Genomic DNA, 22,480 nt, shown 5'->3' on the forward strand with positions numbered 1-22,480 from the left:
CGCTGTTTTTATAACAGGCGGATATGGCGGAATTGGCAGACGCGCTGGTTTTAGGTACCAGTGGGCATCCCGTGCAGGTTCAAGTCCTGTTATCCGCATAAAAGAGTATCTTTCCATATGAACGGAAGGATACTCTTTTGTTATATGCGAGTAAAAAAATAATTGCAGAAATTATCTGACAGGCTTAAAAAAGATAGGATAATATGGTAAGATAAGGAAAAGTATAAACATCAAAATGTGAGGTTTATGAAATGAATGATACTGGTATCCGGCAGGAAGTTATTGAGGAAATCAGAAAATTAGCAGTAATTAATCCACAGATAATATTAAAAAACGAAAGGAAGTATCCATTATGGGACAGATACACAATATCGAGAAACTGACAGACTGTAAATTTTTGAATTTGTATCATTTAAATGCAACAAGCATCCACAACACTCCTGTGTCATATTTCGTGGCATCACGTGCGAAAACTATTAACGAATTAAAGATAAAAACAGGTAAAAACACTCCTGATGGCGTGATCATTTACAGTCTTTACGGAGAAAAAAAAGACAGAGTTGTATTGGTACGTCAGTACAGATACGCAATCGGCGGATATATCTACGAATTTCCGGCAGGTCTGGTAGAACCAAACGAAGAATTTCATGAGGGTGCGGTAAGAGAAATGTACGAGGAAACAGGATTGAAATTCACACCTCTGAAAGTAGATCCTGCATTTGAGAAACCTTATTTCACAACGGTTGGCATGACAGATGAATCCTGCGCAACTGTTTACGGTTACGCGGAAGGCGAGATCAGTAAAGCGGCACAGGAGGATTCCGAAGAAATCGAAGTTGTGCTTGCTGACAGAGAAGAAGTAAAGAGGATTCTGCGTGAGGAAAATGTAGCGATCATGTGTGCATACCAGCTTATGCATTTCCTTCAGGATGAAGAACCTTTTGCATTTTTAAGGGAAGAACTTTAACAAGGCCTAAAGAAGGTTACGAAAAAGGTTTTATTACTGAAGAAGAAATCCGTCTTAGCGCAAGAAGAATCCTGAACGCTATCCTAAGAATCGACTGATCAAAAAACAGGCACATATACCGGATATCCGGGACTATGTGCCTGTTTTGTTTTAATGATATTTATGCATCCGTACATAATAGCTGATGCATAAGATCACAGTGGCTCCGCTCCATGCTGCAATCTCTGCAAAGAAAATACCGTCTTGTCCGATGAAATGGGGAAGGATCAGTGCAGCACTGATACGCATGACAAATTCAGCCATACCACTTACCATAGGCATTAAGGTATCTCCCAGCCCCTGAAGTGCAGATCTGTACACGTACAGGAAGTACAAAACCCAAAGCATGGCAGCCATAATAGAAAGGTATTTAAAAGCAATTGCCAGTACCTGCTGCGTCTGCTGTGGTTCACCTGAGATGAAAAGTGAGAGAATATTTTTTCCAAATAAAAACATGGCAGCAGAAATGATCAGTGAGGTAAGCAGGGAAAGCATCATACTGCTGCGGACGCCTTTTCTGATCCTGTCAATCTTTCCGGCTCCCAGATTCTGACCCACATAGGTAACGATGGCATATCCATAGGAAATAGCAGCCATTTCCAGCAGACCATAAAGCTTGTTTGTAGCTGTAAATCCTGCTACAAAAAGGAAACCGTAGCCATTGATCACATACTGGACTACCAGACCGCCCACACCGATGATGATATTCTGAAATACAACAGGAATACCAAGCTTCATCAGGCGGGCATTCATACCGGAGGCAGGCATAAAATCTGCTCTGGTCAGATGAACGATATCAATTCTGCGTAAAATCAGGAAACAGTAAACAGCGGAGAAGCTCTGTGCAATCACAGTTGCGATTGCTGCTCCTGCCACACCCCATCTGAAGCCTGCCACAAAAAGGATGTCCAGTGAGACATTCAGCACAGATGCGATGATCATTGCAGTCAGCGGTGTTTTACTGTTTCCCATAGCCCTTAGGGCAGAGCCAAACATATTATAGGCTGCTGTGGCGGGGATTCCGCAGAAAATGATGCGCAGATATAACAGAGACATTCCGATAATATTGGAAGGTGTATGCAGCCCTGTTAATACCAGCGAAGCAAATGACTGGCTGAGAATCAATACTCCGGCTGCGATGAATGCGGTCAGTCGGTAACTATGAGCCAGAGATTTACGCAGATTTTCGAAATCCTTTGCCCCATAATATTGGGAGAGTTGAATAGAAAATCCCTGAGTGAGTCCTGTGGATATTCCTGTGACAACCCACATCAGAAAGTCAACAGCACCCAGTGCGGCAAGAGCCTCCACACCTGCAACCTGGCCAACAACCATGGTATCCACCATTGTATAAAGCTGCTGACAGATATTTCCCAGCATCAGGGGAATTGCAAAAAGAATGATCAACCGTCCCGGTGAACCGGAGGTCATATCCTGAATCTTGGTTTTCATTAGTATAAAAGTTCCTTTCCGGAGCATATTTGAAAAAGTTTAGAAATGATTATTCGAATATGCCCTGATATTTTTTACATTGATAATTTTATATTATTAACGTGAAAAATGAAATATAATATTTCATCAGAATGATATAAATTTATCGATACCTGCTATAATCAGCATGTTGCTGAAATTATTATGCATAGCTGCCTGAGAGGAGTTTTTGATTGCTATTTCTTAAAATACAGATATAATAGAAGGCAAGCCTTTACGGAAGGAGAAAAGAATTATGCTGAAAAGATTTACTAAATATGTAACCCAGAGTGTTGCCGGAATGATCGGGATTTCTGTTTATGTTCTGGCAGATACTTTCTTTATCTCTGTATATTCCGGTGCTGATGGGCTGGCAATCCTGAACCTGATCCTGCCGGTTTATGGGCTAATCTATGCGATTGGGGCTATGATTGGGATTGGTTCCGCTACCAGGTATGCCATAAGCAGGGCAAAAGGAGAAAATACAGATCATTATTTCGTACAGTCAGTAACCTGGAGCATACTGGCTGCAGTTCCATTTATGCTGATCGGAATCTTCATTCCAGACAAGGCATTGGCTTTGCTGGGGGCAGATGCCGGATTGATCGGACTTGGACGAAACTACATGAGAATTATTCTGATTGCAACACCATTCTTCATGTCAAACTATACATGTACTGCATTTGCCAGAAATGATGGAGCGCCTTCTATTGCAATGATCGGTTCCATCAGCGGAAGTATTTTTAACATTGTATTTGATTACATATTCATGTTCCCTGTCGGCCTGGGATTTTCCGGAGCAGGACTGGCTACTGCAATCTGTCCGATCGTAACAATGAGTGTCTGTACCATACACTACAGAAGCAACAGAAACCATGTAGAATTCCATTGGAAAAAACCGTCATTCAGGCACCTGATTTCCTGCTGTCAGCTGGGAGTTTCCGCATTTGTCGGTGAACTGTCTTCCGGTGTGATCGCTATTGTATTTAACTTCCTGATCTTGGGAATCGCAGGAAATGTAGGTGTAGCAGCCTATGGAGTTGTGGCAAACCTTTCTATCGTGGCATTTGCAATTTTCAACGGTCTGGCCCAGGGAGCACAGCCTCTGATCAGTGAAAGCTACGGAAAAGGTCAGCCCACTCAGGTAAAAAAACTTCTGAAATGGAGCCTGCTCGTATGCCTTGCAGTAGAAGCCCTGATCCAATTGATCATCTGGACAGCAACTGACCCGCTGATTAGCATTTTTAACAGTGAAAACAATGTTCAGTTGTTGAATTATGCACATACAGGACTGCGTCTGTATTTCCTTGGATTTATAGTGGCAGGAATCAATATTGTACTGGTGGCATATTTCTCAGCAGTAGATGAACCGAAAATCGCGATTGTGGGATCATTCCTGAGAGGAATTGTTGCTATTGTTATCTGCGCAGTTATACTTGCGAAATTATTTGGATTAAATGGAATCTGGATCTCTCTTCTTGCAGCGGAGACAGTTACGTTTCTGACGATTCTGTTTCTGTCATATAAAGACAGAAGAAAAAGAATCAAACGTTACTGTTCACTCCGTTCACAGTAACAATCGAACAACACTGTTGAAAAGGAATTCTTGTATAAACCTCCAAACTGATGTAAGATAAGATTACTCAGTTTGGAGGTTTTATTTTTATGTTTAACGAAATAAAAGATTTCGCTGCGCCGGAACTGGATGTATATGCCAGAACATCTGAGGTGCAGCTTTTAAGATACTATGAACCGGAACCGGGAATTTTCATTGCGGAGAGTCCGAAAGTAATTGAACGTGCCCTGAATGCAGGATATCAGCCAATCTCTTTCCTGGTGGAGCATAAAGATCTGGAGGGAGAGGCGCGGGAAATTCTGAAACAATATCCGGATGTGCCGGTATATACTGCGGAATATGAACTTCTGGTCAAGCTGACCGGATTTGCCCTTACACGCGGAATGCTATGTGCAATGCGCAGAAATCCACTGCCATCTGTAGAGGAAATCTGCAGAAATGCCAGCCGCATAGCAGTTCTTGAAAATGTTGTAAATCCTACAAATATTGGAGCTATTTTCCGTTCAGCGTCAGCTCTCCATATGGATGCAGTATTTCTGACCAGTGGATGCAGTGACCCGCTTTACCGACGTGCAGCCAGAGTCAGCATGGGAACTGTATTCCAGATTCCCTGGACATATTTTGATAAAAAAACTGTATGGCCACAGGATGGGATGCAGAGTCTGAAAAATTTGGGATTCAAAACAGCTGCAATGGCTCTGCGTGACGATTCTGTAGGAATTGATGACAAAGCACTTCGTTCAGAAGAAAAACTGGCAGTCATTCTCGGAACTGAAGGTGACGGCCTTGCATCACAGACCATCGCAGACTGCGATTATACAGTAAAGATACCAATGTCCCACGGAGTAGATTCATTGAATGTGGCAGCAGCAAGTGCAGTGGCATTCTGGGAGCTGGGACACAGATAAGATATAACTCAGGAGGAAATGAAAAATGTCTTTGGAAAAAGCAGAAAAATATCTGGAAGAGAAAGGCTTTCTTGACCATGTGATCGAACTGGAAGCATCCACTGCCACAGTAACAGAGGCAGCAGAGGCAAACGGATGGGTGGATGTGTGTAAAGAAACAGAAAACTGGTCGTTCATGGTAACACCCATGCATTACATTTATATGAAAGAATCGGTTTTACCAGACTTGGCGTGATTCCCCAGGGATTCAGAATGCCGGATGACATTATGGACAAATACAAAGAACTTGTTTTTTCTTCACTCATCTTTATCTTCTTTGAACATAGTGAATATAAAAGGTGGAAAATTAATGAAAACAGTAAAAACTCCTGCGGGGATATTTACGATCAACAAAGTGAAAATTCCCTCAGCATACACATGTGCAGCAGAACAGAAAATAGAATATATCAGTGAAAATCATGTGCAGATTATCACTATGAATCAGGCAGTATCATTTGGAGATCAGATATTGTCCCCGAGAATCTGTCAAAGCTGTATGAATCCTGAAAAAATTACAATTTATCCACTGGAAATAGAATACTTTGGGGAAAAAGTGTTTTTTACGGATCACTATAGTGTAAAAGAATGGAAAAAAGGCGATCCATTACCGGAAATCCATGAATGGTATCCGCACATAAAAAAAGCCAGATGTAACCCGTGCAGGAACTGTGGAAGATGTTAAAATTGCACACTTGTTACTGTTTACTCCGTTCACAGTAACGTACACTTCTTTAAATGACAGAAACAGAATGATAGGGATTGTTATCAACAGGAAACAGGAATATAATATTTCTGTTAAGCAATATTTATCCAAAAGCAATAACTTAAATGGAGATAAAAAATGGATTACAGAAAATTCGGCGAATGCTATTACATAAGAATGGATCGTAATGACGAGATCATCAGTACAATCCTCGAAATATGTAAAAAAGAAAATATCAGATCAGCCACTTTTTCAGGGATCGGAGGATGCAAGGATGCAGAAATTCAGACCTTTATCCCAGAGACAGGCAGCTTCGAAGAACAGCGCATTTCCGGAATGCTTGAGTTGGTATCTTTAAACGGTAACGTGGTCACAGGTGAAAATAATACTTGTTACCATCATACCCATGCAGTCTTTTCTTATAAAGATGGTGAACGACATTGCATGGCAGCAGGTCATATGAAATCAATTACTGTACTGTATACTGCAGAAATCGAACTTCATCCGGTAACAGGCGGAACTATCCGCCGCAAATATGATCCTGAAACAGGGACTGGATTCTGGGATTTTAATTGAATCAAGTAAGTCCCATGTTTCAATTGCGAAAAGCAATAAGCAGTGGGTAGATGTGTGTAAAGAAACAGAAAACTGGTAGTTAACGGTATGATATGGAAAATGGAGGACAGAAGAATGGGTATTGTAATCAGAGAGTATCAGACAAAAGACGTAACAGCAGCTATTACAATATGGAATCAGGTAGTAGAGGATGGTATAGCATTTCCGCAGGAAGAGAACCTGACAGAAGAAACAGGAGATGCTTTTTTCAAAGAACAGACCTATACAGGAATCGCAGTAAATACTGACAATAATGAAATTGTCGGTCTCTATATCTTGCACCCGAACAATGTAGGAAGATGCGGCCATATCTGTAATGCCAGCTATGCGGTAAGAAGAGAAGTCCGTGGTGAACACATCGGCGAGAAACTGGTTCTTGACTGCCTCGCACAGGCGAAAGTAAAAGGCTTCCGTATTATGCAGTTCAATGCAGTGGTTGCAAATAACACCCATGCATTACATTTATATGAAAGAATCGGTTTTACCAGACTTGGCGTAATTCCCCAGGGATTCAGAATGCCGGATGGACATTATGAAGATATTATTCCGCATTATTATATGCTGTAGAGAATAAAAATATACTGTAGAAAAATTTTGAAGCCGTTTTCAGGATATAGAAAAGGAACAGTTTATTGAGAGTGTACAGAATTTAACACGAGTTCTGTATACTTTTTTTATTAAAAAATGAAACTTTTTGCTCTTTGACAGGATATATAAGAATGTAAAGGTTAAAAGCTTTTAATTTTTTAAAGTATTAAAAAGAAAGTAGGGTTGATATGACAGATGAAGAAGAGCTTTTGCAACGTCTCAGGAACAGAGAAAAAAATTCAATAGATGAAGCAAACGACTATGAGATCAAAAAAGAAAATATTACCTTTGTTGATAGCTGCAACACTTACAATTGGAGTTACTGCTGTAACGGAAACAGGAAAGATTTCAATGTGGACAGGTTCGTCAGCATCACGTGCTGATTATACATCTCTTCCAACGGTAGAACAGGTTACAAAGGATATTGAGTATAGACCGGTATTGATTGATGCATTTGAGAACGGGTACTGCTTTAAAAAGGGTAATATTATAAAAAACAGTTTTAAGGACGACAATGCAAATGTAATTGAGAAGTTTAAATCTGTGTCCTTTGATTATCAGAAGAATGGAGATGTTGTATCGTTTGAACAGCAGAAATATGACTCAAAACTTATTCCGTCAGGTGATATTATTGCCACTGTAAATGGAACAAATCTGTATTATGTACATTATATAAATAAAGTGGTATCGGATGATTACGAATTAACAGAACAGGATAAAGAAGACCAGGCCAGTGGAAAAGTTGTATTCAGTTACGATGACAGCGCTTCTCAGATTGAATTCAGTCCGGTTCACCATCTTTTTGTAACTGTTGTGGAAATACCTGTATTGCAGTTGATGTATAATATGTTATAATTTATAGATAGTGGTGAAATAGCAACACTATATACGACTTAACACAAATGTAAACCAACTACAGAGAAATAGGTTGACAATCTTCCCCGCTTATGATATAAAAAGAAAGTCAAAACCAATCATTAACAGGGAAAGAGGAGAGTCTTATTATGAGCCAGTCATATGCAAAAAGCCCTGCTGCAGAGAGAAAATTTACAACCAGAGAAATGGTACTGGTTGGTATGTTTGCAGCAGTTCTTGCAGTAATATCACAGATTTCACTGCCAATGCCTACCGGTGTACCGATTACCATTCAGGTATTTGGCGTAGCGCTTGTAGGAGCAGTACTTGGTTCCGGACTTGGAACTACAGCAACACTGGTTTACGTTCTGTTGGGAGCCATCGGTCTTCCGATCTTTGCTAACTTCTCAGGTGGAATCAGCAGCATTGTAGGAGTTACCGGAGGATACATCTGGGCATGGCCGATCATGACCTGGCTCTGCGGAATCCGTCCGAAAACAGAGAACAAGACAAAAAACCTTGCAATTTCAATCGGGTTTGCACTGATCGGACTTCTGATCGTTGAGACAATCGGTGGTCTGCAGTGGCACTTTGTAGGAGGCTCCATGAGCATCCCGGCAATCGCAGTATACTCCTTAACAGCATTTATTCCAAAGGACATTGTAATCACAGTTCTTGCAGTTCTGATCGCAATTCCCATCAGAAAAGGAATCAACAATGCAGGAAACCGCTGATAACAGTAACAGGATAAAGAATAGCCTGCCGGAAGACGGGCAGGTGAAACAGGAAAACATAAAGATCCACGGAATCGGACTTGATAAAGCAGGACGGTGTACACACTATCACACACAGCTTGACATAGCTGCATTGCTTTGCGCGAAATGCAGGAAATATTACGCATGTTATTCCTGCCACGATGAACTGGAAGATCATCTATTTGTTGCAACAACACCGGAAGAAGCTTATCCTGTTTTATGCGGAAATTGTGGCAGGAAACTTACACTTCAGGAATACAAAAAAGGCAGCTGCCCTTACTGCCACGCAGGATTTAATCCAAAATGCAGTTTACATGAGAATATTTATTTCTGTTGCACTATGTAACGTGTTTTGAAAAACATTCCCGCAATCTGCACGTCTCACTTTGTAGTATATTTTGCAGAAAGTCTTTTCAAACACAATCTAATGCAGAGAATACAAAATAACAAAAAATTTTGTATCCTCTTTTTATTTTGCGAAAAATTTGTTATACTTACATGAGTTAGCATAAGCTAAACAAAAAAACATATTTCTTAAATATGAATATAGATAAAACAGGAGGAATAAATCAATGGATATAAATGTATTCTATGGAATTCTGATTCCTTTTCTTGGAACCTCTGCAGGAGCTGCCTGCGTATTTTTCATGAAGAAGAATCTGAATGAACAGATCCAAAGGGCACTTACCGGCTTTGCAGCAGGAGTTATGGTTGCGGCTTCCATATGGAGTCTGCTGATCCCGGCAATTGAACAGTCTTCCGGACTGGGGAAGCTTTCATTTGTACCGGCAGCAGTGGGATTTTGGATAGGGGTGCTTTTTTTGCTCTTGCTGGATCACATGATCCCGCATCTTCACCAGAACAGTAACAAGGCAGAAGGTCCGAAGAGCAAACTTCAGAGAACTACCATGCTGGTTATTGCAGTAACTCTGCATAACATTCCGGAGGGAATGGCAGTAGGAGTTGTATACGCAGGTTATTTGACAGGTCACGCCCAGATTACTATCATGGGAGCTATGGCCCTTTCTATCGGGATTGCTATTCAAAACTTCCCTGAGGGAGCTATTATCTCCATGCCCCTGCGTTCTGAAGGGATGGGAAAGACCAAAGCCTTTGCAGGTGGAGTCCTGTCCGGGATTGCAGAACCTATCGGTGCAGTTCTCACAATCCTGGCTGCCGGCCTCATTGTCCCGGCACTTCCATATCTTTTAAGCTTCGCTGCCGGAGCTATGCTCTATGTAGTGGTAGAAGAGCTCATACCTGAAATGTCTGTCGGAGAACACTCCAACATAGGAACTCTTTTCTTCGCAGTAGGATTCTCTCTGATGATGATTCTGGATGTAGCGCTTGGATAAAAAACAGCTGTCCGATTTATTACCGGGCAGCTGTCTTGGCGTTGAGAGATATTTGGGAAACAGTGGGAACCTGTGAGGGGGCAGAGTCAGTTGAATGACGTGGTTCTGTCCGGTACAGATATAAAATACCGCCAAAGAAACCAAAGATCAATCCTGTATACCCGCCGCTGCAAAGGACAACAGTTACCTTTGTAACAAAGGACATACCGCCGATCATGCAGATCAAAAAGCCTGTCAGAAGACCGATGGTTGTCCAGCTTATAAGTGAAACAGCCAGAAAAGTTGCAGCAGCATGTGAGTTTTTTACCTGTTTATTAATAGAATTCCATAATGTCTGATACATAATGATTCCTCTTTTCTTTTTTTCATTTTATGTACTTTATTATAAAAATGGTTTGTAAAATACACATGCGCGCTAATGAAAAATTTGTGTAAAATTTGCAGGATCATATAAATCCTGTGGCTTGTGTGAAAAAATGATTCGTGATAAGATAAGGGCAATAAATCTGATTAACGATCTGGCAAGGAGAAGACTATATGGATATAAATAAATTTCAGGAAAAACTGGCAGAAATCTGTAAGCTCGGTGAGGAAAGTGGTAAGGCGCTGAAGCCGGAGCAGATAAAGGAATGCTTTGGAGATATGGATCTTGACAAATCACAGCTAATCAAAATTCTTCAGTACCTGAAGCTTCAGGGGATTTCCATTGAGGGTGCAGAAGCCCTTCAGAAACCTGCAGATCCGGAAACACCGGGAACAGAGGAAACGCAAAAAAAGGTACCGCTTACTGCAGAGGAAGAAGAATATTTGAGGGAATACCTGGAAAATCTGGAAGAACAGAAAAAGGTTCTGCGCAGTACAGAAGAGCTTTTCGGGCTGTTGAATCAGGGAGATGCTCTGGCAGCAGCAGAGCTTTCTCAGAAATATCTGCCCAGAGCAGCACAGATGGCAGCGGAATTAAATTGTGAGGAGATTTTCCTGGCAGATCTGATCCAGGAAGCGAATGTCAGTCTGCTTATGGCTCTGGACGAGGAGAATGACCACAAGGATGAAAAATGGCTTCTGGGAAGAATCCGCGCAGGAATCCTTCGGGCCATTGAGGAGCAGACACAGAAGAAATTCGAAGATGATTATCTGGTGGCAAAAGTAGAAAAGCTGGAAGCGGCAGTGCGGGAACTGACAGAAGATGATGAGGATGAAAAATCTAAATTCAGTGTGGAGGAACTGGCGATAATCCTGGATATGGATGTGGAAGAAATCCGGGATGTATTAAGACTGACAGGAGATGATAAATAATTATGGAAAAAACGATTCTTGTAATTGATGCCTGTGTCAGACAGGAGGAATCCAGAACCAGAAAATTACTTACGACTGCCCTGGATACTATGAAGGTGCAGCATCCGGACTGGAAGTTTGAGGTGCTGGATCTGAACAAAATGGATTTAAAATATTGGACAACGGATACCTTAAAGGCCAGGGATGAGCTTTTGATGAAAGGGGATTATACAGCTCCTGTATTTCGGTATGGAAATCAGTTCCGGGAAGCAGATGGAATTGTTGTGGCAGCGCCGTTCTGGGATCTGAGTATACCGGCAGTGCTGAAGGTTTACATTGAAAATATTTCGGCAGATGGTATTACCTTTAAGTGCGATGAATCCGGTATGCATGGAATCTGTAAGGGCCAGTGGATGCTGTTCCTTACTACCCGTGGAGGTATATGGGCAGATAGCCATATGGAGCTTGGAAGCAGATATATGGAAGCTTTATGCCAGTTTTTTGGGATTGATCAGTATAATTGTGTGTATGCAGACGGAATTGATGTCCAGGAATTGGATGGCGAGAAGATTCTGGAGGCAGCGATAGAAGAGACTGTGCATATCAGCAGAATGCTGAACTAACATCATAAAATGAATAAAAAAGATTTTCACATGGAAAGAAAATAAGAGTAAAGTACTCCTTTGCCATGCGAAAATCTTTTTTTGTCAGGAAAGAGAATTACTTTTCAGGCATATGGGAAATTTTGTTATCCCAGATGATTCCGGCAGCTACCAGAAGGATTCCCAGAAGCTTCTTCAGATTAATATTATGGAACATAAAGGCGTCAAACAAAATTCCGGCAGTAAGCTGTCCTGTCAGTAAAAGAATGGTGGATTCCATAACTTTCAGATGAGAGAGTGTGATCATGGAAATAATAAATGCCACGATCCCGAAGGCTCCGCCCAGATAGGCCCACCAGGGAGCCTGGCTAAAAGAATATAGGTTAATAGAAAATTTTGAGGATATTGTCAGTAAAACAAAGGATAAGACTGAAGCCACCACATAGTTCACCAGAGAACCATTGTTGGTTCCAAGATATTTTGTACACCGATAATTGATCATTTTGGAAATAACGGTGGCACATCCGTTTACGAATGCGAGAGTTAATATAAATGCCATGATTAATGTCCTTTCATGAAAGAGTGATAATGATCAGCCCTGCAAGGATCAGTGCAAAGCAGGGTAAACGTTTCAGGTTAAAAGGAATTCTGGGTACACCGAACCATCCGAAATGATCGATCACTGCAGAAATCACCAATTGACCGGTTACAGAAAGACAGGTTACCACCGAGACACCCAAAACACCGATACAGTAACTGGAAGTGACAACCAGAAAAATTCCAAAAAAACCGGCAGAATAGAGATACCAGGGCATTCCGCTGATTTTCAGTTTCTCATGAACAAATAGTTTCATATACAGAATAAGTAAAATTCCGCCTACTGCATGAACCACAAGGCTCATGCCAAACATTCCCACATAATCGGTGAGCATGCGGTTCAGGCTGCCCATGGCAGACTGACAGGCACCGGCCAGAAGGGTAAACAAAGCGTACATAAAAATTCCTCCTCAAATTGTTATCACACAACATTATACAGGAAAACTGTTTTTCTTACAATTCTTTTGGCAGGACCTATATAATATTTTGAAGATTATGGGAAAACAGGTAATGAATTTGTTTTATTTTTATATTTTAAGAGAAATGGGTGGAAATTTTATTTGAAATAAGGTACAATAAAAGAACTGAATTACAATTGTATGTACAGAAACGAAGAGGATCAGAGCCTTATTTGCCATTGATGTCTGATCAGTATCTGTCATGGATAAAGGAGAAAGGTATGAAAGCCTGGGAAAAAGCACAACAGATTTTTCGTGAAGCCAGACCGGTGGTACGATCGGAGGAGGAGCAGACCTGGACGGATAACGTAGACGTATCTCAATTCTATGATGATAATCTGTCCCTGGATTGGGGCAGTAATGTACCGGGATCAGGGGCTCCGGAGAAGATTATGGTGGCAGCTGTTCAGGCACTTGAGAACAGGGGCTATCAGGTCAGCGAGACCGGATACAGGTTCCTGGAGCAGGGACTTGCAGCACATCAGGAGCGGGATTTTGTGAAGCTCCATCAATTGTCAGCGCTTTTACGAAGAGAGCTGATGAATGCCCAAAAGGATGAAAACTCAGAATACTGGAAATACAAATATTATCATTCTTTTGAGGAGTATGAGAAGGAAGTAAGCTTTCCGGATTCCATAGCGGTTGATGCTTCTACAGAAGATTTCAGAGAAAAGATCCGTGCCGGGTGGTTGGCACAGCTGGTTGGCGGAGCTATGGGAACCATGGTGGAGGGCTATACCAGTGAGAATTTACAGAAAGCATTTGGGGATGTGACAGGTTATCTGCGGGAACCAAATACTTACAATGATGATATTACCTTTGAACTGGCATTTCTGGATGCTTTTTCTGAGAAGGGATATGAAGTTACAGCAGAGGATATTGCACTCAGGTGGGTAGGATTTATTCCCTGTGGCTGGTCAGCAGAGGAGTTGGCTATTCGGAATATCAAAAGCGGTATTTTCCCTCCGGAAAGTGGTACCCACTGCAATCCGTTCAATGAATGGATCGGTGCTCAGATGAGAGCCGGAATATGCGGAATGGCAGCACCGGGTAATCCTTATATGGCAGCGAGACTTGCATGGCGGGATGGCGAAGTTTCCCATGCAAACAATGGAATTCTGGGAGAAGTTTTCAATGCTGTGATGACCTCACTTGCATTTGTGAATACAGATATTCACAGTGTAGTAAAAGCTTCTATTGATATGATCCCGAAAAAAAGTGAATATTATTCAGTGATCTCATATGCGTATGAGTGTTGTATGCGCTGTGACAGCTGGCAGGATGCACTGAAGGCATGTATGGACAAATATCATACCTACAACTGGATCCATGCATATCCCAATGCCTGTTGTGAGATCATTGCATTAATATATGGAAACGGTGATTTCCGTGAAACCCTTCACATCATTACTATGTGCGGTATTGATGTAGACTGCAATGCGGGAATGATTATGCCGCTTCTGGCAATCCAACAGGGAATCCAGTCTATTCCCTCTGAACTGCTCCATCCGGCTTTTGAGAAGCTGGAGACCTATATGAGAGGTAAATACCGTGAAATCTCTCTGGAGGAACTGGTTCAGGAAACCGTAGACAGTATCTGCAGGGCTGGAGCGCAGAATACCGGGCATGTATGAGAAAAAGGAGGAACTATAATATGAAGAAAAAATTAGTAGCAGCAACTCTTACAGCAGCAATGATCCTTTCCACAGGACTGGTAACAGTGCCGGTTATGGCAAAGGAAGATGGTGAACCATATAAGGCAGCACTGCTTCTGAACGGAACTCTGGGTGACAAATCTTTCTATGATTCTGCAAATGCAGGTCTGGAAGCACTTCAGGAAGAGCTGGGCGATGATAAGTTTACATTCAAGGTTGAGCAGATGGGTGCTACTTCCGCTGATGAAGCAAAATGGGAGCCTACCATGTATGATTACTGTGATGATGGTTCTTACGATGTAATTATCTGTGGAACTTACCAGATGCTGGATGCGCTGACCAATGCGGCAGCTGATTATCCGGATCAGAAGTTTATCTTCTTTGATGAAGCCTTTGATTTCAGCACAGGCGGAGAGGAGAATGTATATAATGTAATGTACAAACAGAATGAGGTATCTTATCTGATCGGTGCTATGGCTGCTATGATGACTACAGATGAGTCTCTGGACATGATCGATCCATCCAACAAGATCATTGGTTTCCTGGGTGGTATGGAGAACTCTGTTATCAATGACTTCCTGGTTGGATACATTCAGGGTGCAAAGGATGTGGATCCTGATACACAGGTGGCTCTGGCATATGTAGGAAACTTCTATGACTCTGCAGCAGGAAAAGATATGGCTCTTACTCAGTATCAGAATGGTGCTGACGTTGGATTTAACGTAGCAGGAAGTGCAGGTCTTGGACAGATTGAGGCAGCAGTAGATGCAAAGAGATATGCTTTTGGTGTTGACTCTGACCAGGCAGCAGTTCTGCCGGATTACGCAGCTAATATTCCTACATCTGCACTGAAAAATGTAGGTAATTCCCTGATCCGTGCTATTAAAGAGGATATGGATGGTGAGCTTCCATATGGTACTCTGGAGTATCTGGGACTTTCTGACGGTGGTGTAGAGCTGGTAGAGGATGATCACTATAAAGAGGTTGTTCCGGAAGAGATCCGTACAAAGGTTGAGGATCTGAAGCAGCAGATCATTGATGGAAAGATTACAGTTCCTACAGCTCTTGGCGATGATGCAATGAGCGAGGACGATATCAAGGCTCTCATCGATTCTGCAAAAGTAGGCTGATCGTTACTACAGAAAAAGTGAACAGTAGCGGTTCATCCGTATAGATGTGGATTGCAAAGGTGCGCATCATGTAAAGCATGATGCGCACTCTGTGTTTAACCGAAATATAAACATTAATGTGAGATGAGGTGAGTCGATTGGATAATCAGACGGTTTTACAGATGAACCACATTATGAAGATTTATGGAAATGGTGTGGTTGCCAATGAAGATGTATCCCTTGAGCTCCGAAAAGGAGAGATCCATGCACTTCTGGGAGAAAACGGTGCCGGAAAAAGTACATTGATGAAAGTGCTTTTTGGTCTGGAAGCACCGGATCAGGGTGATATTATTCTGAATGGTCAGAAAACAACAATAAAATCTCCACAGGAGGCTATCAGTAAAGGGATTGGAATGGTACATCAGCATTTTATGCTGGTACCCTCTCTGACAGTGGCACAAAATATTATTCTGGGTGTTGCGCCGAAGAAAGGCTTGTTTATTGATATGGATAAAGCTGTAAAGGCTGCCCGGGATATTGCAGAGGAGTATAATTTTGACCTTGATGTTAATCAGAGGGTGGAGGAAATCCCGGTAGGTATTAAGCAGAAGGTAGAAATTCTGAAAGCTCTTTACAGAGGAGCAGAAATTTTGATTCTGGATGAACCTACGGCAGTGCTTACTCCGCAGGAAACAGATGAGCTTTTTGTCCAGCTTATGAAACTGAAGGATAAGGGACACACGATTATTTTTATTTCTCATAAACTTGATGAAATCAAAAAGATCTGTGACCGTGCAACTATTATGAGAAATGGACGAAGCATGGGAACCTATGAGGTGAAGGATATTACTACACAGGAAATGTCCAGACTGATGGTTGGCCGTGAGGTATCTCTGACATTTGATAAGAATGAACAGCATCTTACGGATGATATATTTGTAAAAGTCCGTAATCTTACTGTGCATAATTCCCAGGGTGTGTTGAAGGTGGATGATCTTTCCTTTGATGTAAAAGGTGGAGAGATTCTGGGAATTGCCGGTGTGGAGGGAAACGGACAGAGTGAACTGATCGATACCCTTACCGGTCTGAACAAGAAATACAAAGGTGAGATAAAGATCAAGGGGGAGGATATTGCGAATACTTCCATCGAAGGAATCAGGGCATTGAAGCTGGCCCATATTCCTGAAGACCGTATGACTTCCGGCTGTGCAGGTAATCTTTCTATTCAGGAAAACATGTTTTCCAATCAGTACAAAGATACAGCTTATTCCGGTAGATTGTTTTTAAAGAAAAAAGCAATTGAAAAGCGCAGTGATGAGCTGATCAGAGAATATATGGTGAAATGTAAATCCAGAAAACAGAATGTGGGTATGCTTTCCGGAGGAAATATTCAGAAAGTAATTGTTGCCAGAGAATTTTCTACAGGACCGGATATTATTATTGCAAACCAGCCAACCCGTGGTATTGATGTGGGTGCGGCTGCTTTTATCCGTAAAAGACTTCTGGAATTTCGCGATGCAGGCTGTGCAGTCATCCTGATTTCGGCAGACCTTACAGAGATCTTTTCTCTTAGTGACAGACTGGCAGTTATGTACAAAGGAAAATTTGCCGGTTTCTTTACAGATGTGGAGAAAGTGACAGAGGAAGAGCTTGGACAGCATATGCTGGGAATCAAGCATGATGATGTACTGGAGGGCGTGACTTATGAATAGTGCAAAAAGATTTGATATTATCAGAACGATCATGTCAGTTCTGATCGCGCTTGCCATCTCTTTTGTAATTATCTTCATGGTAAGTGATCAGCCGCTGGAGGCTATTAAATATTTGCTTATTGGTCCTCTGACTAATAAGCGAAGTATGGGTAATGTGGTGGAATCTATGATTCCGCTGATCTTTACGGGAACCGGTGTATGTATTATGTTTTCTGCAAACCAGATCAACTTGGCTGGAGAGGGCGCTTTTCATATTGGAGGTCTGATTGCTTCCTGTATTGCCATTAAAGTGACTGCAGGCTTTGTATCTCCTTTTGCAGCCCTGGTCTGCGCTGGTCTGGCAGGTGCTTTATTTACTGTAATCCCTGCTATTATGAAGATTACGACTACAGCATCCGAGATGGTTTCCTCTCTGATGATCAACTACATTGCGCTGTATTTTGGAAACTATATGCTTAACAATGTAATCGGAGATCCAAAGGCAAGTGCTGCTTCCTATAAGCTGAGCGAAGCATCTGAACTTCCGGTACTGATTCAGGGAACCCGTGTACATCTGGGCTTTATCATTGCTATTGCAGTGGCAGTGCTTGGATATTTGTTTCTGTACAGGACCAAAATGGGATATGAACTTCGTCTGGCAGGTGAGAATGAAGAATTTGCCAGATATTCAGGAGTGAGTATCGTAAAGGTTATTGTACTTTCTCAGATCCTTGGTGGTTTTGTGGCAGGTCTTGGCGGTGGAGTGGAAATGCTCAGCCCGATTTACAGCAGATTTACATGGACTTCACTTCTGGGATATGGATGGGATGCGATCATTATCTGTACCCTTGCAAAGAAAAATCCGCTGTATACACCTTTTGCAGCGCTGTTTCTTGCTTATCTGCGTACCGGTGCTTCCATTATGGCCCGGAGAACAGATGTAACACTGGAAATTGTACAGATCACCCAGGGTATTATCATTCTTCTGGTTGTGGCAGAACAATTCCTGAGTAAGTATAAACATAAGATCATTGCCAAAGAGGCAAAGGCAGCACTGAAAGATGAGGAGGTGGCATAAGTATGTGGAAAGCAATTTTATCACCGGATTTCTTTTCTACGATTTTAAGATCTGCAACTCCGATTCTGTTTGCCACACTGGCATCTGCAATTGCAGCCAAATCCGGTATCTGTAACATGGCACTTGAGGGCATTATGTTGTTCTCTGCATTGTTTGGGGTAATCTTTTCATCCCTTACCCATAGTGCGTGGCTGGGACTTTTGATCACAATGGTTATTGGCGGTTTGATTGGTATGATCCTGGCATTCTTTATCCTGAATCTGAAGACGGATGAAATCCTGGCAGCGATTGCTATTAACCTGACGGCAACAGGAGGTACGGTTCTGATCATGGTTGCTTTTTCGGGAGACAGAGGCGTTTCTTCCTCAATCCGAAGTGTATCGGCACCTACGGTTACCCTGCCCCTGATTGAGAAGATTCCTTTTATTGGAAGTGTACTTTCCGGGCAGAATGTACTGACCTGGCTGGCGATTCTGGCTGTGATCCTGCTTCATCTGTTTTTGTATAAGACTCCTCTTGGTCTGGCAATCCGGGCAGTAGGAGAAAATAAAAATGCAGCGGAATCGGTAGGAATCAGTTCCAGAAAGATTAAGTATATTGCGCTGATCATTAGTGGTGTACTGGCTTCTATGGGAGGTTTTTATCTTTCCGGCGGTTATATGAATATGTTTACCAAAGACATGTCCGGTGGACGAGGCTTTATTGCACTGGCTGCATCCAGTATGGGTGGTGATACTCCTGTTGGAGGTTTCCTGGTATCCTTACTTTTTGGCCTTGCCCAGGCAGTTGCAAATGTTATGCAGTTGACTTCACTGATGCCTTATGAGATTATCCTGATGGTACCATATCTTACCACTCTGGTAGGTTTGGGAGTTTATTATTATGGACAGAAGAAGAAAAAAGAACGCCTCAGTGGAAAATAGAAGATAACTGTCAGGTGCATCTGCAGTTATAATAGATTATAAAAAATACAGGCAGAGCTGCGGATGGCGGACTCTGCCTGATGTGTATTGAACTCTAAATATTCAGCTTCCGGAAGTCTTCATCCGGCAGAAGTGCGGAAGATGTGGCAACCACAGCAGAAGAAACACGGTTGGCCTTGGATATGGCGACCGGGATGCTGTCTCCCTTTTTCAGACAGGCGATCACAGATCCGATGTGGGAATCTCCGGCTCCGATGGTATCTGCCTGGATGGCAGGAATGGGGGCAATGATCTCTTCTTTTTTTCCGTTGTAATAATAGCAGCCTTTCTCACCCAGGGTGATGATTACAGTATTGTGGGTTTTTCGGTATAAATAAGCACCTGCTTTGCTGATGTTTGCTTCACCGCTTACCTCAAGGGCTTCTGTTTCGTTAAGGTGGAGGACAGGAGAGAGCTTATAGATTCGTTCTGTAAGTGCGGGATCAATGACTGTAAGTCTTGGACCGGGGGCAAAGAATACAGTGAGCTGGGGATTTTTTTCTAGAAATTCAACAATGTTGATACCGGTTTTTTCTTCAATTTCCAGACCGCAGATATATACAGAATCGATTTCAGACACATCTACCAGGTCGAACCAGCTTTTTTCAAAAAGATATTCCGCGCCATGGTAGGAGACAAAGCTTCTTTCCCCGCTTTTTTCTACGAAACAGTAGCAGCATCCGTTCTCCGCATCAGGGGATGGAATGGGGCTTGAAATCCCGCGTTTCTTCAGCTCTTCCCTGACAAAGTGACCGTATACTCCCTGTCCTACAGGGGAAAAGAGGATATAGGGAACCTGGAAATGGCGGACAGAGTCCGAGACATTATAGGCACATCCTCCCAGGGACATGTGTTGGCTGCGGATGTGGACGTCCTCTCCTGTTTTGGGTAAAGAATCCACAAGGTTTACAATAATATCTACAACAGTAGATCCGATAATCAGTACTTTTTTCATGATAGCTCCTTTAAAGTGGTCAAAATTAAAAATATTTTTCTTCTGACTTACGGAGAATATGCTATCACAATCTGGGTTTACTGGCAATATAGAAAGGATGATTTCATTATGGAGAAAACAGTTTTATTAAAAAATGCAGGGCTTTTGGATGAAGAAGCAAATTGTATTTTGAATCAGAATGTATATGTGCAGGAAGGGAAAATCCTGAAAATTCTGCCTGCAGCAGAGGACACAGAATCCATTCATGCGGATGAGACAATTGATTGCAGTAAATATTATGTCAGTCCGGGACTGGCAAATCTGCATACCCATACTGCCATGAATATCTTTAAGGGAATTGCTGAGGATGTTACGGCAGATGCCTGGTTTAATGAAATGATATGGCCATATGAGAGCAAGATGACAGATGAGGATATTTATGTGGGAACCCTGATGGGAATCGCAGAAATGATCAATAATGGGGTAACTGTTTTTGCAGATCATTATTTTGGAGAAGAACAGGTGCTGAAGGCTGTAAAGGAGACAGGGATCAGGGGAGACCTGGCGCCTACCTTGTTTGGGATGACGCCGGATTTCCATGAGCGTCTGGCACAGGTAAAAGCATTTATCCAGGAACACAGAAACGATTCAGACAGGATTTCTTTCCATATGGGACCCCATGCCAATTATACCTGCCCATCACCTACGCTGAAAGAAATCATTGATGCAGCAAAGGAACTGAATCTGCCTATCCATCTCCATGTATCAGAGGAGGATGTGCAGGTGGAGAAGGCCAGAGAAGAGACAGGGCTGACTCCTTTTGGAATTCTTTATGAAGCAGGGGGATTTGACTGTAAGGTGCTGATCGGTCATGGACTTTGGATCGAGGAAGAGGATCTGAAATACCTGCGGGATGATACCTGGTTTGCTTTCTGCCCCAAAACGTATATGAAGCTGGCTTCCGGTAAGGGTGGATTCTTCGATTATTATAAACAATTGAATTATGGTTTTGGTACAGACGGAGCGGCAAGTTCAAATACGTTAAATCCTGTGGAACAGGCAAGGTTGTTTGGCCTGATGGGAAAATATCAGGAGAGAAATTCAGCAGCTTATACAGCAACAGAAATATGGCAGCATCTTATGGCAAGCCATCAGGCGTTTCCTTTTGGAAGTGGCAGACTGAAAGAAGGGGCTCCTGCAGATCTGGTGATCTGGGATCTGTATCAGCCGGATACTTTTCCATTCTACAGCCCGATTTCGGCTATTCTCTACAGCAGTAACAGCCAGAATGTAAAATATACAATGGTTGCCGGGGAATTTCTGAAATATAACGGAAAGCTGAAAATAGATACCAAAACTCTGATGCAAGAAGCTGTCCGACTGCAGAAAGCTCTGTTAGAGCGCGGAAAAGGAAAAGCGCAGGTTGCTTATTGACATTGAAATTTTGTTTGTAAGATTGGATAAAGTGCGGTAAAATGTACTTAGTATGTTGACCAGAAATAATGTGATAAAAATAAACTAAAGGAGGAAATATTATGTCTATTCCAACACCACACAATACTGCAAAAAAAGGAGATATTGCAAAAAAGGTTCTGATGCCGGGAGATCCTCTTCGTGCGAAATATATTGCAGAAACTTATCTGGAGAATCCGGTGTGCTTTAATACCGTAAGAAATATGTTTGGATATACTGGAACTTATAAGGGACAGCAGGTTTCTGTAATGGGAGGCGGTATGGGTATGCCGTCTATGGGTATTTACAGCTATGAGCTGTACAATTTCTATGATGTGGAGCAGATTATCCGTATTGGTTCTGCAGGCGCCCTGCAGGATGATGTAAATGTGATGGATGTGGTGATTGCCATGAGTGCATGCACAGATTCCAATTATGGAAGCCAGTACAAACTGCCGGGAACTTTTGCTCCTACTGCAAGCTATGAATTGGTGGCAAAAGCAGTAGAGGTTGCCAAAGAGCAGGGAACTCCGGTTCATGTAGGATCTGTAGTTTCATCTGATGTATTTTACAGTGATGATCCGGATTCATCTGCTGCATGGAGAAAAATGGGAGTTCTCTGCGCGGAGATGGAGTGTGCAGCATTGTTTATGAATGCAGCGAGAGCAGGAAAGCAGGCTCTGGGAATTCTGACTATCTCTGACCATATTTTCAGAGATGAGGCCATTTCAGCAGAAGCCAGACAGACATCCTTTAATAAGATGATGGAAATTGCGTTGGGAATCTGATATCCGGAT

At 42.3% G+C, this 22,480-nt stretch carries 26 protein-coding genes and 1 tRNA gene; 22 read left to right on the top strand and 5 right to left on the bottom strand.

The genetic code is table 11. The annotated features are described in order from the left end of the window. The first annotated feature begins 17 nt into the window (after window positions 1–17). The 3 genes from ACTNC6_RS08995 to ACTNC6_RS09005 all read left to right on the top strand — a co-directional run bounded on the left by ACTNC6_RS08995 (window position 18) and on the right by ACTNC6_RS09005 (window position 967). Window positions 18–98 (top strand) — tRNA-Leu (locus tag ACTNC6_RS08995). A gap of 153 nt (window positions 99–251) precedes the next feature. Next, window positions 252–383 (top strand): hypothetical protein, encoded by a 132-nt coding sequence (locus tag ACTNC6_RS09000; RefSeq protein WP_441034136.1) that lies wholly within the window; start codon window positions 252–254, stop codon window positions 381–383. After that, complete coding sequence (locus ACTNC6_RS09005; protein ID WP_441034134.1) at window positions 353–967, top strand: NUDIX hydrolase; 615 nt, start codon at window positions 353–355, stop codon at window positions 965–967. Before ACTNC6_RS09000 ends, ACTNC6_RS09005 begins: the two co-directional genes overlap by 31 nt. 150 nt (window positions 968–1,117) lie before the next feature. Here ACTNC6_RS09005 and ACTNC6_RS09010 read toward each other — a convergent pair whose 3' ends face one another. Next, entirely contained in the window at window positions 1,118–2,458 is a 1,341-nt protein-coding gene (locus ACTNC6_RS09010) for an MATE family efflux transporter (RefSeq protein WP_441043909.1), read from the bottom strand. 274 nt (window positions 2,459–2,732) lie between these two features. Between ACTNC6_RS09010 and ACTNC6_RS09015 the strand changes: the two genes are divergently transcribed. From ACTNC6_RS09015 to ACTNC6_RS09060, 10 genes are all read left to right on the top strand, one after another. Continuing rightward, window positions 2,733–4,052 (top strand): MATE family efflux transporter, encoded by a 1,320-nt coding sequence (locus ACTNC6_RS09015; RefSeq protein ID WP_441043910.1) that lies wholly within the window; start codon window positions 2,733–2,735, stop codon window positions 4,050–4,052. Window positions 4,053–4,141: 89 nt separating this feature from the next. Next, window positions 4,142–4,960 (top strand): TrmH family RNA methyltransferase, encoded by an 819-nt coding sequence (locus ACTNC6_RS09020; RefSeq protein ID WP_441043911.1) that lies wholly within the window; start codon window positions 4,142–4,144, stop codon window positions 4,958–4,960. A gap of 25 nt (window positions 4,961–4,985) precedes the next feature. Next, window positions 4,986–5,195 carry a hypothetical protein gene (locus ACTNC6_RS09025; protein WP_441043912.1) on the top strand — a complete coding sequence of 70 codons (210 nt, stop codon included), beginning with the start codon at window positions 4,986–4,988 and terminating at the stop codon, window positions 5,193–5,195. A 24-nt stretch (window positions 5,196–5,219) separates the two neighbouring features. Then, the gene (locus tag ACTNC6_RS09030; protein ID WP_441034124.1) at window positions 5,220–5,681 is read left to right on the top strand and encodes a hypothetical protein; all 462 of its coding nucleotides are present in this window, start codon (window positions 5,220–5,222) and stop codon (window positions 5,679–5,681) included. A gap of 159 nt (window positions 5,682–5,840) precedes the next feature. Next, window positions 5,841–6,278 carry a PPC domain-containing DNA-binding protein gene (locus ACTNC6_RS09035; protein ID WP_022379989.1) on the top strand — a complete coding sequence of 146 codons (438 nt, stop codon included), beginning with the start codon at window positions 5,841–5,843 and terminating at the stop codon, window positions 6,276–6,278. Between the two features lie 114 nt (window positions 6,279–6,392). Continuing rightward, window positions 6,393–6,884 (top strand): N-acetyltransferase family protein, encoded by a 492-nt coding sequence (locus tag ACTNC6_RS09040; protein ID WP_441043913.1) that lies wholly within the window; start codon window positions 6,393–6,395, stop codon window positions 6,882–6,884. A gap of 282 nt (window positions 6,885–7,166) precedes the next feature. Next, a complete protein-coding gene (locus tag ACTNC6_RS09045; protein ID WP_441043914.1) occupies window positions 7,167–7,760 on the top strand; it encodes a hypothetical protein in 594 nt (197 codons plus the stop codon). Window positions 7,761–7,909: 149 nt separating this feature from the next. Further along, entirely contained in the window at window positions 7,910–8,494 is a 585-nt protein-coding gene (locus ACTNC6_RS09050; protein WP_441043915.1) for a biotin transporter BioY, read from the top strand. Beyond that, a complete protein-coding gene (locus ACTNC6_RS09055) occupies window positions 8,478–8,861 on the top strand; it encodes a CHY zinc finger protein (RefSeq protein WP_441043916.1) in 384 nt (127 codons plus the stop codon). The genes ACTNC6_RS09050 and ACTNC6_RS09055 overlap by 17 nt, the downstream gene beginning before the upstream one ends. 226 nt (window positions 8,862–9,087) lie before the next feature. Then, window positions 9,088–9,870 carry a ZIP family metal transporter gene (locus ACTNC6_RS09060; protein ID WP_441043917.1) on the top strand — a complete coding sequence of 261 codons (783 nt, stop codon included), beginning with the start codon at window positions 9,088–9,090 and terminating at the stop codon, window positions 9,868–9,870. Window positions 9,871–9,889: 19 nt separating this feature from the next. Here ACTNC6_RS09060 and ACTNC6_RS09065 read toward each other — a convergent pair whose 3' ends face one another. After that, on the bottom strand, window positions 9,890–10,213 hold the full coding sequence (locus ACTNC6_RS09065; protein ID WP_433845066.1) for a hypothetical protein: 324 nt from the start codon (window positions 10,211–10,213) through the stop codon (window positions 9,890–9,892). Between the two features lie 194 nt (window positions 10,214–10,407). Here ACTNC6_RS09065 and ACTNC6_RS09070 point away from each other — a divergent pair, with 194 nt between their 5' ends. Next, window positions 10,408–11,166 (top strand): hypothetical protein, encoded by a 759-nt coding sequence (locus ACTNC6_RS09070; protein ID WP_441043918.1) that lies wholly within the window; start codon window positions 10,408–10,410, stop codon window positions 11,164–11,166. Between the two features lie 2 nt (window positions 11,167–11,168). Next, on the top strand, window positions 11,169–11,768 hold the full coding sequence (locus ACTNC6_RS09075) for an NAD(P)H-dependent oxidoreductase (RefSeq protein ID WP_441034112.1): 600 nt from the start codon (window positions 11,169–11,171) through the stop codon (window positions 11,766–11,768). Between the two features lie 97 nt (window positions 11,769–11,865). Here the strand turns inward: ACTNC6_RS09075 and ACTNC6_RS09080 are convergent, their stop codons facing one another. Further along, complete coding sequence (locus tag ACTNC6_RS09080; RefSeq protein ID WP_441034110.1) at window positions 11,866–12,306, bottom strand: DMT family transporter; 441 nt, start codon at window positions 12,304–12,306, stop codon at window positions 11,866–11,868. A gap of 13 nt (window positions 12,307–12,319) precedes the next feature. Continuing rightward, on the bottom strand, window positions 12,320–12,742 hold the full coding sequence (locus ACTNC6_RS09085; RefSeq protein WP_173744113.1) for a DMT family transporter: 423 nt from the start codon (window positions 12,740–12,742) through the stop codon (window positions 12,320–12,322). A 281-nt stretch (window positions 12,743–13,023) separates the two neighbouring features. Between ACTNC6_RS09085 and ACTNC6_RS09090 the strand changes: the two genes are divergently transcribed. The 5 genes from ACTNC6_RS09090 (at window position 13,024) to ACTNC6_RS09110 (ending at window position 19,258) form a co-directional block, all read left to right on the top strand. Continuing rightward, window positions 13,024–14,436, top strand: a complete 1,413-nt coding sequence (locus ACTNC6_RS09090) for an ADP-ribosylglycohydrolase family protein (RefSeq protein ID WP_441034108.1) — start codon at window positions 13,024–13,026, stop codon at window positions 14,434–14,436. 20 nt (window positions 14,437–14,456) lie between these two features. After that, window positions 14,457–15,587, top strand: coding sequence for a BMP family lipoprotein (locus ACTNC6_RS09095; protein ID WP_173744112.1), 1,131 nt, complete (start codon window positions 14,457–14,459; stop codon window positions 15,585–15,587). Window positions 15,588–15,724: 137 nt separating this feature from the next. Beyond that, window positions 15,725–17,278 carry an ABC transporter ATP-binding protein gene (locus ACTNC6_RS09100; protein ID WP_173744111.1) on the top strand — a complete coding sequence of 518 codons (1,554 nt, stop codon included), beginning with the start codon at window positions 15,725–15,727 and terminating at the stop codon, window positions 17,276–17,278. After that, window positions 17,271–18,335, top strand: a complete 1,065-nt coding sequence (locus ACTNC6_RS09105) for an ABC transporter permease (protein WP_441034103.1) — start codon at window positions 17,271–17,273, stop codon at window positions 18,333–18,335. Before ACTNC6_RS09100 ends, ACTNC6_RS09105 begins: the two co-directional genes overlap by 8 nt. Window positions 18,336–18,337: 2 nt before the next feature. Next, window positions 18,338–19,258, top strand: coding sequence for an ABC transporter permease (locus tag ACTNC6_RS09110; protein WP_019160689.1), 921 nt, complete (start codon window positions 18,338–18,340; stop codon window positions 19,256–19,258). Window positions 19,259–19,352: 94 nt separating this feature from the next. On the opposite strand, the gene ACTNC6_RS09115 is transcribed toward ACTNC6_RS09110, so the two are convergent. Further along, window positions 19,353–20,252, bottom strand: coding sequence for a PfkB family carbohydrate kinase (locus tag ACTNC6_RS09115; protein ID WP_441034101.1), 900 nt, complete (start codon window positions 20,250–20,252; stop codon window positions 19,353–19,355). A gap of 108 nt (window positions 20,253–20,360) precedes the next feature. Here ACTNC6_RS09115 and ACTNC6_RS09120 point away from each other — a divergent pair, with 108 nt between their 5' ends. Both ACTNC6_RS09120 and deoD read left to right on the top strand, forming a co-directional pair. Beyond that, window positions 20,361–21,665: an amidohydrolase family protein gene (locus tag ACTNC6_RS09120; protein WP_441034099.1), complete on the top strand. Its 1,305-nt coding sequence runs from the start codon at window positions 20,361–20,363 to the stop codon at window positions 21,663–21,665. A gap of 101 nt (window positions 21,666–21,766) precedes the next feature. Beyond that, on the top strand, window positions 21,767–22,471 hold the full coding sequence (deoD, locus tag ACTNC6_RS09125; RefSeq protein WP_173744107.1) for a purine-nucleoside phosphorylase: 705 nt from the start codon (window positions 21,767–21,769) through the stop codon (window positions 22,469–22,471). The last annotated feature ends 9 nt before the right edge of the window (window positions 22,472–22,480 follow it).

Source organism: Blautia sp. HCP3S3_C4 (assembly GCF_052064095.1).
Lineage (GTDB): Bacteria > Bacillota > Clostridia > Lachnospirales > Lachnospiraceae > Blautia_A.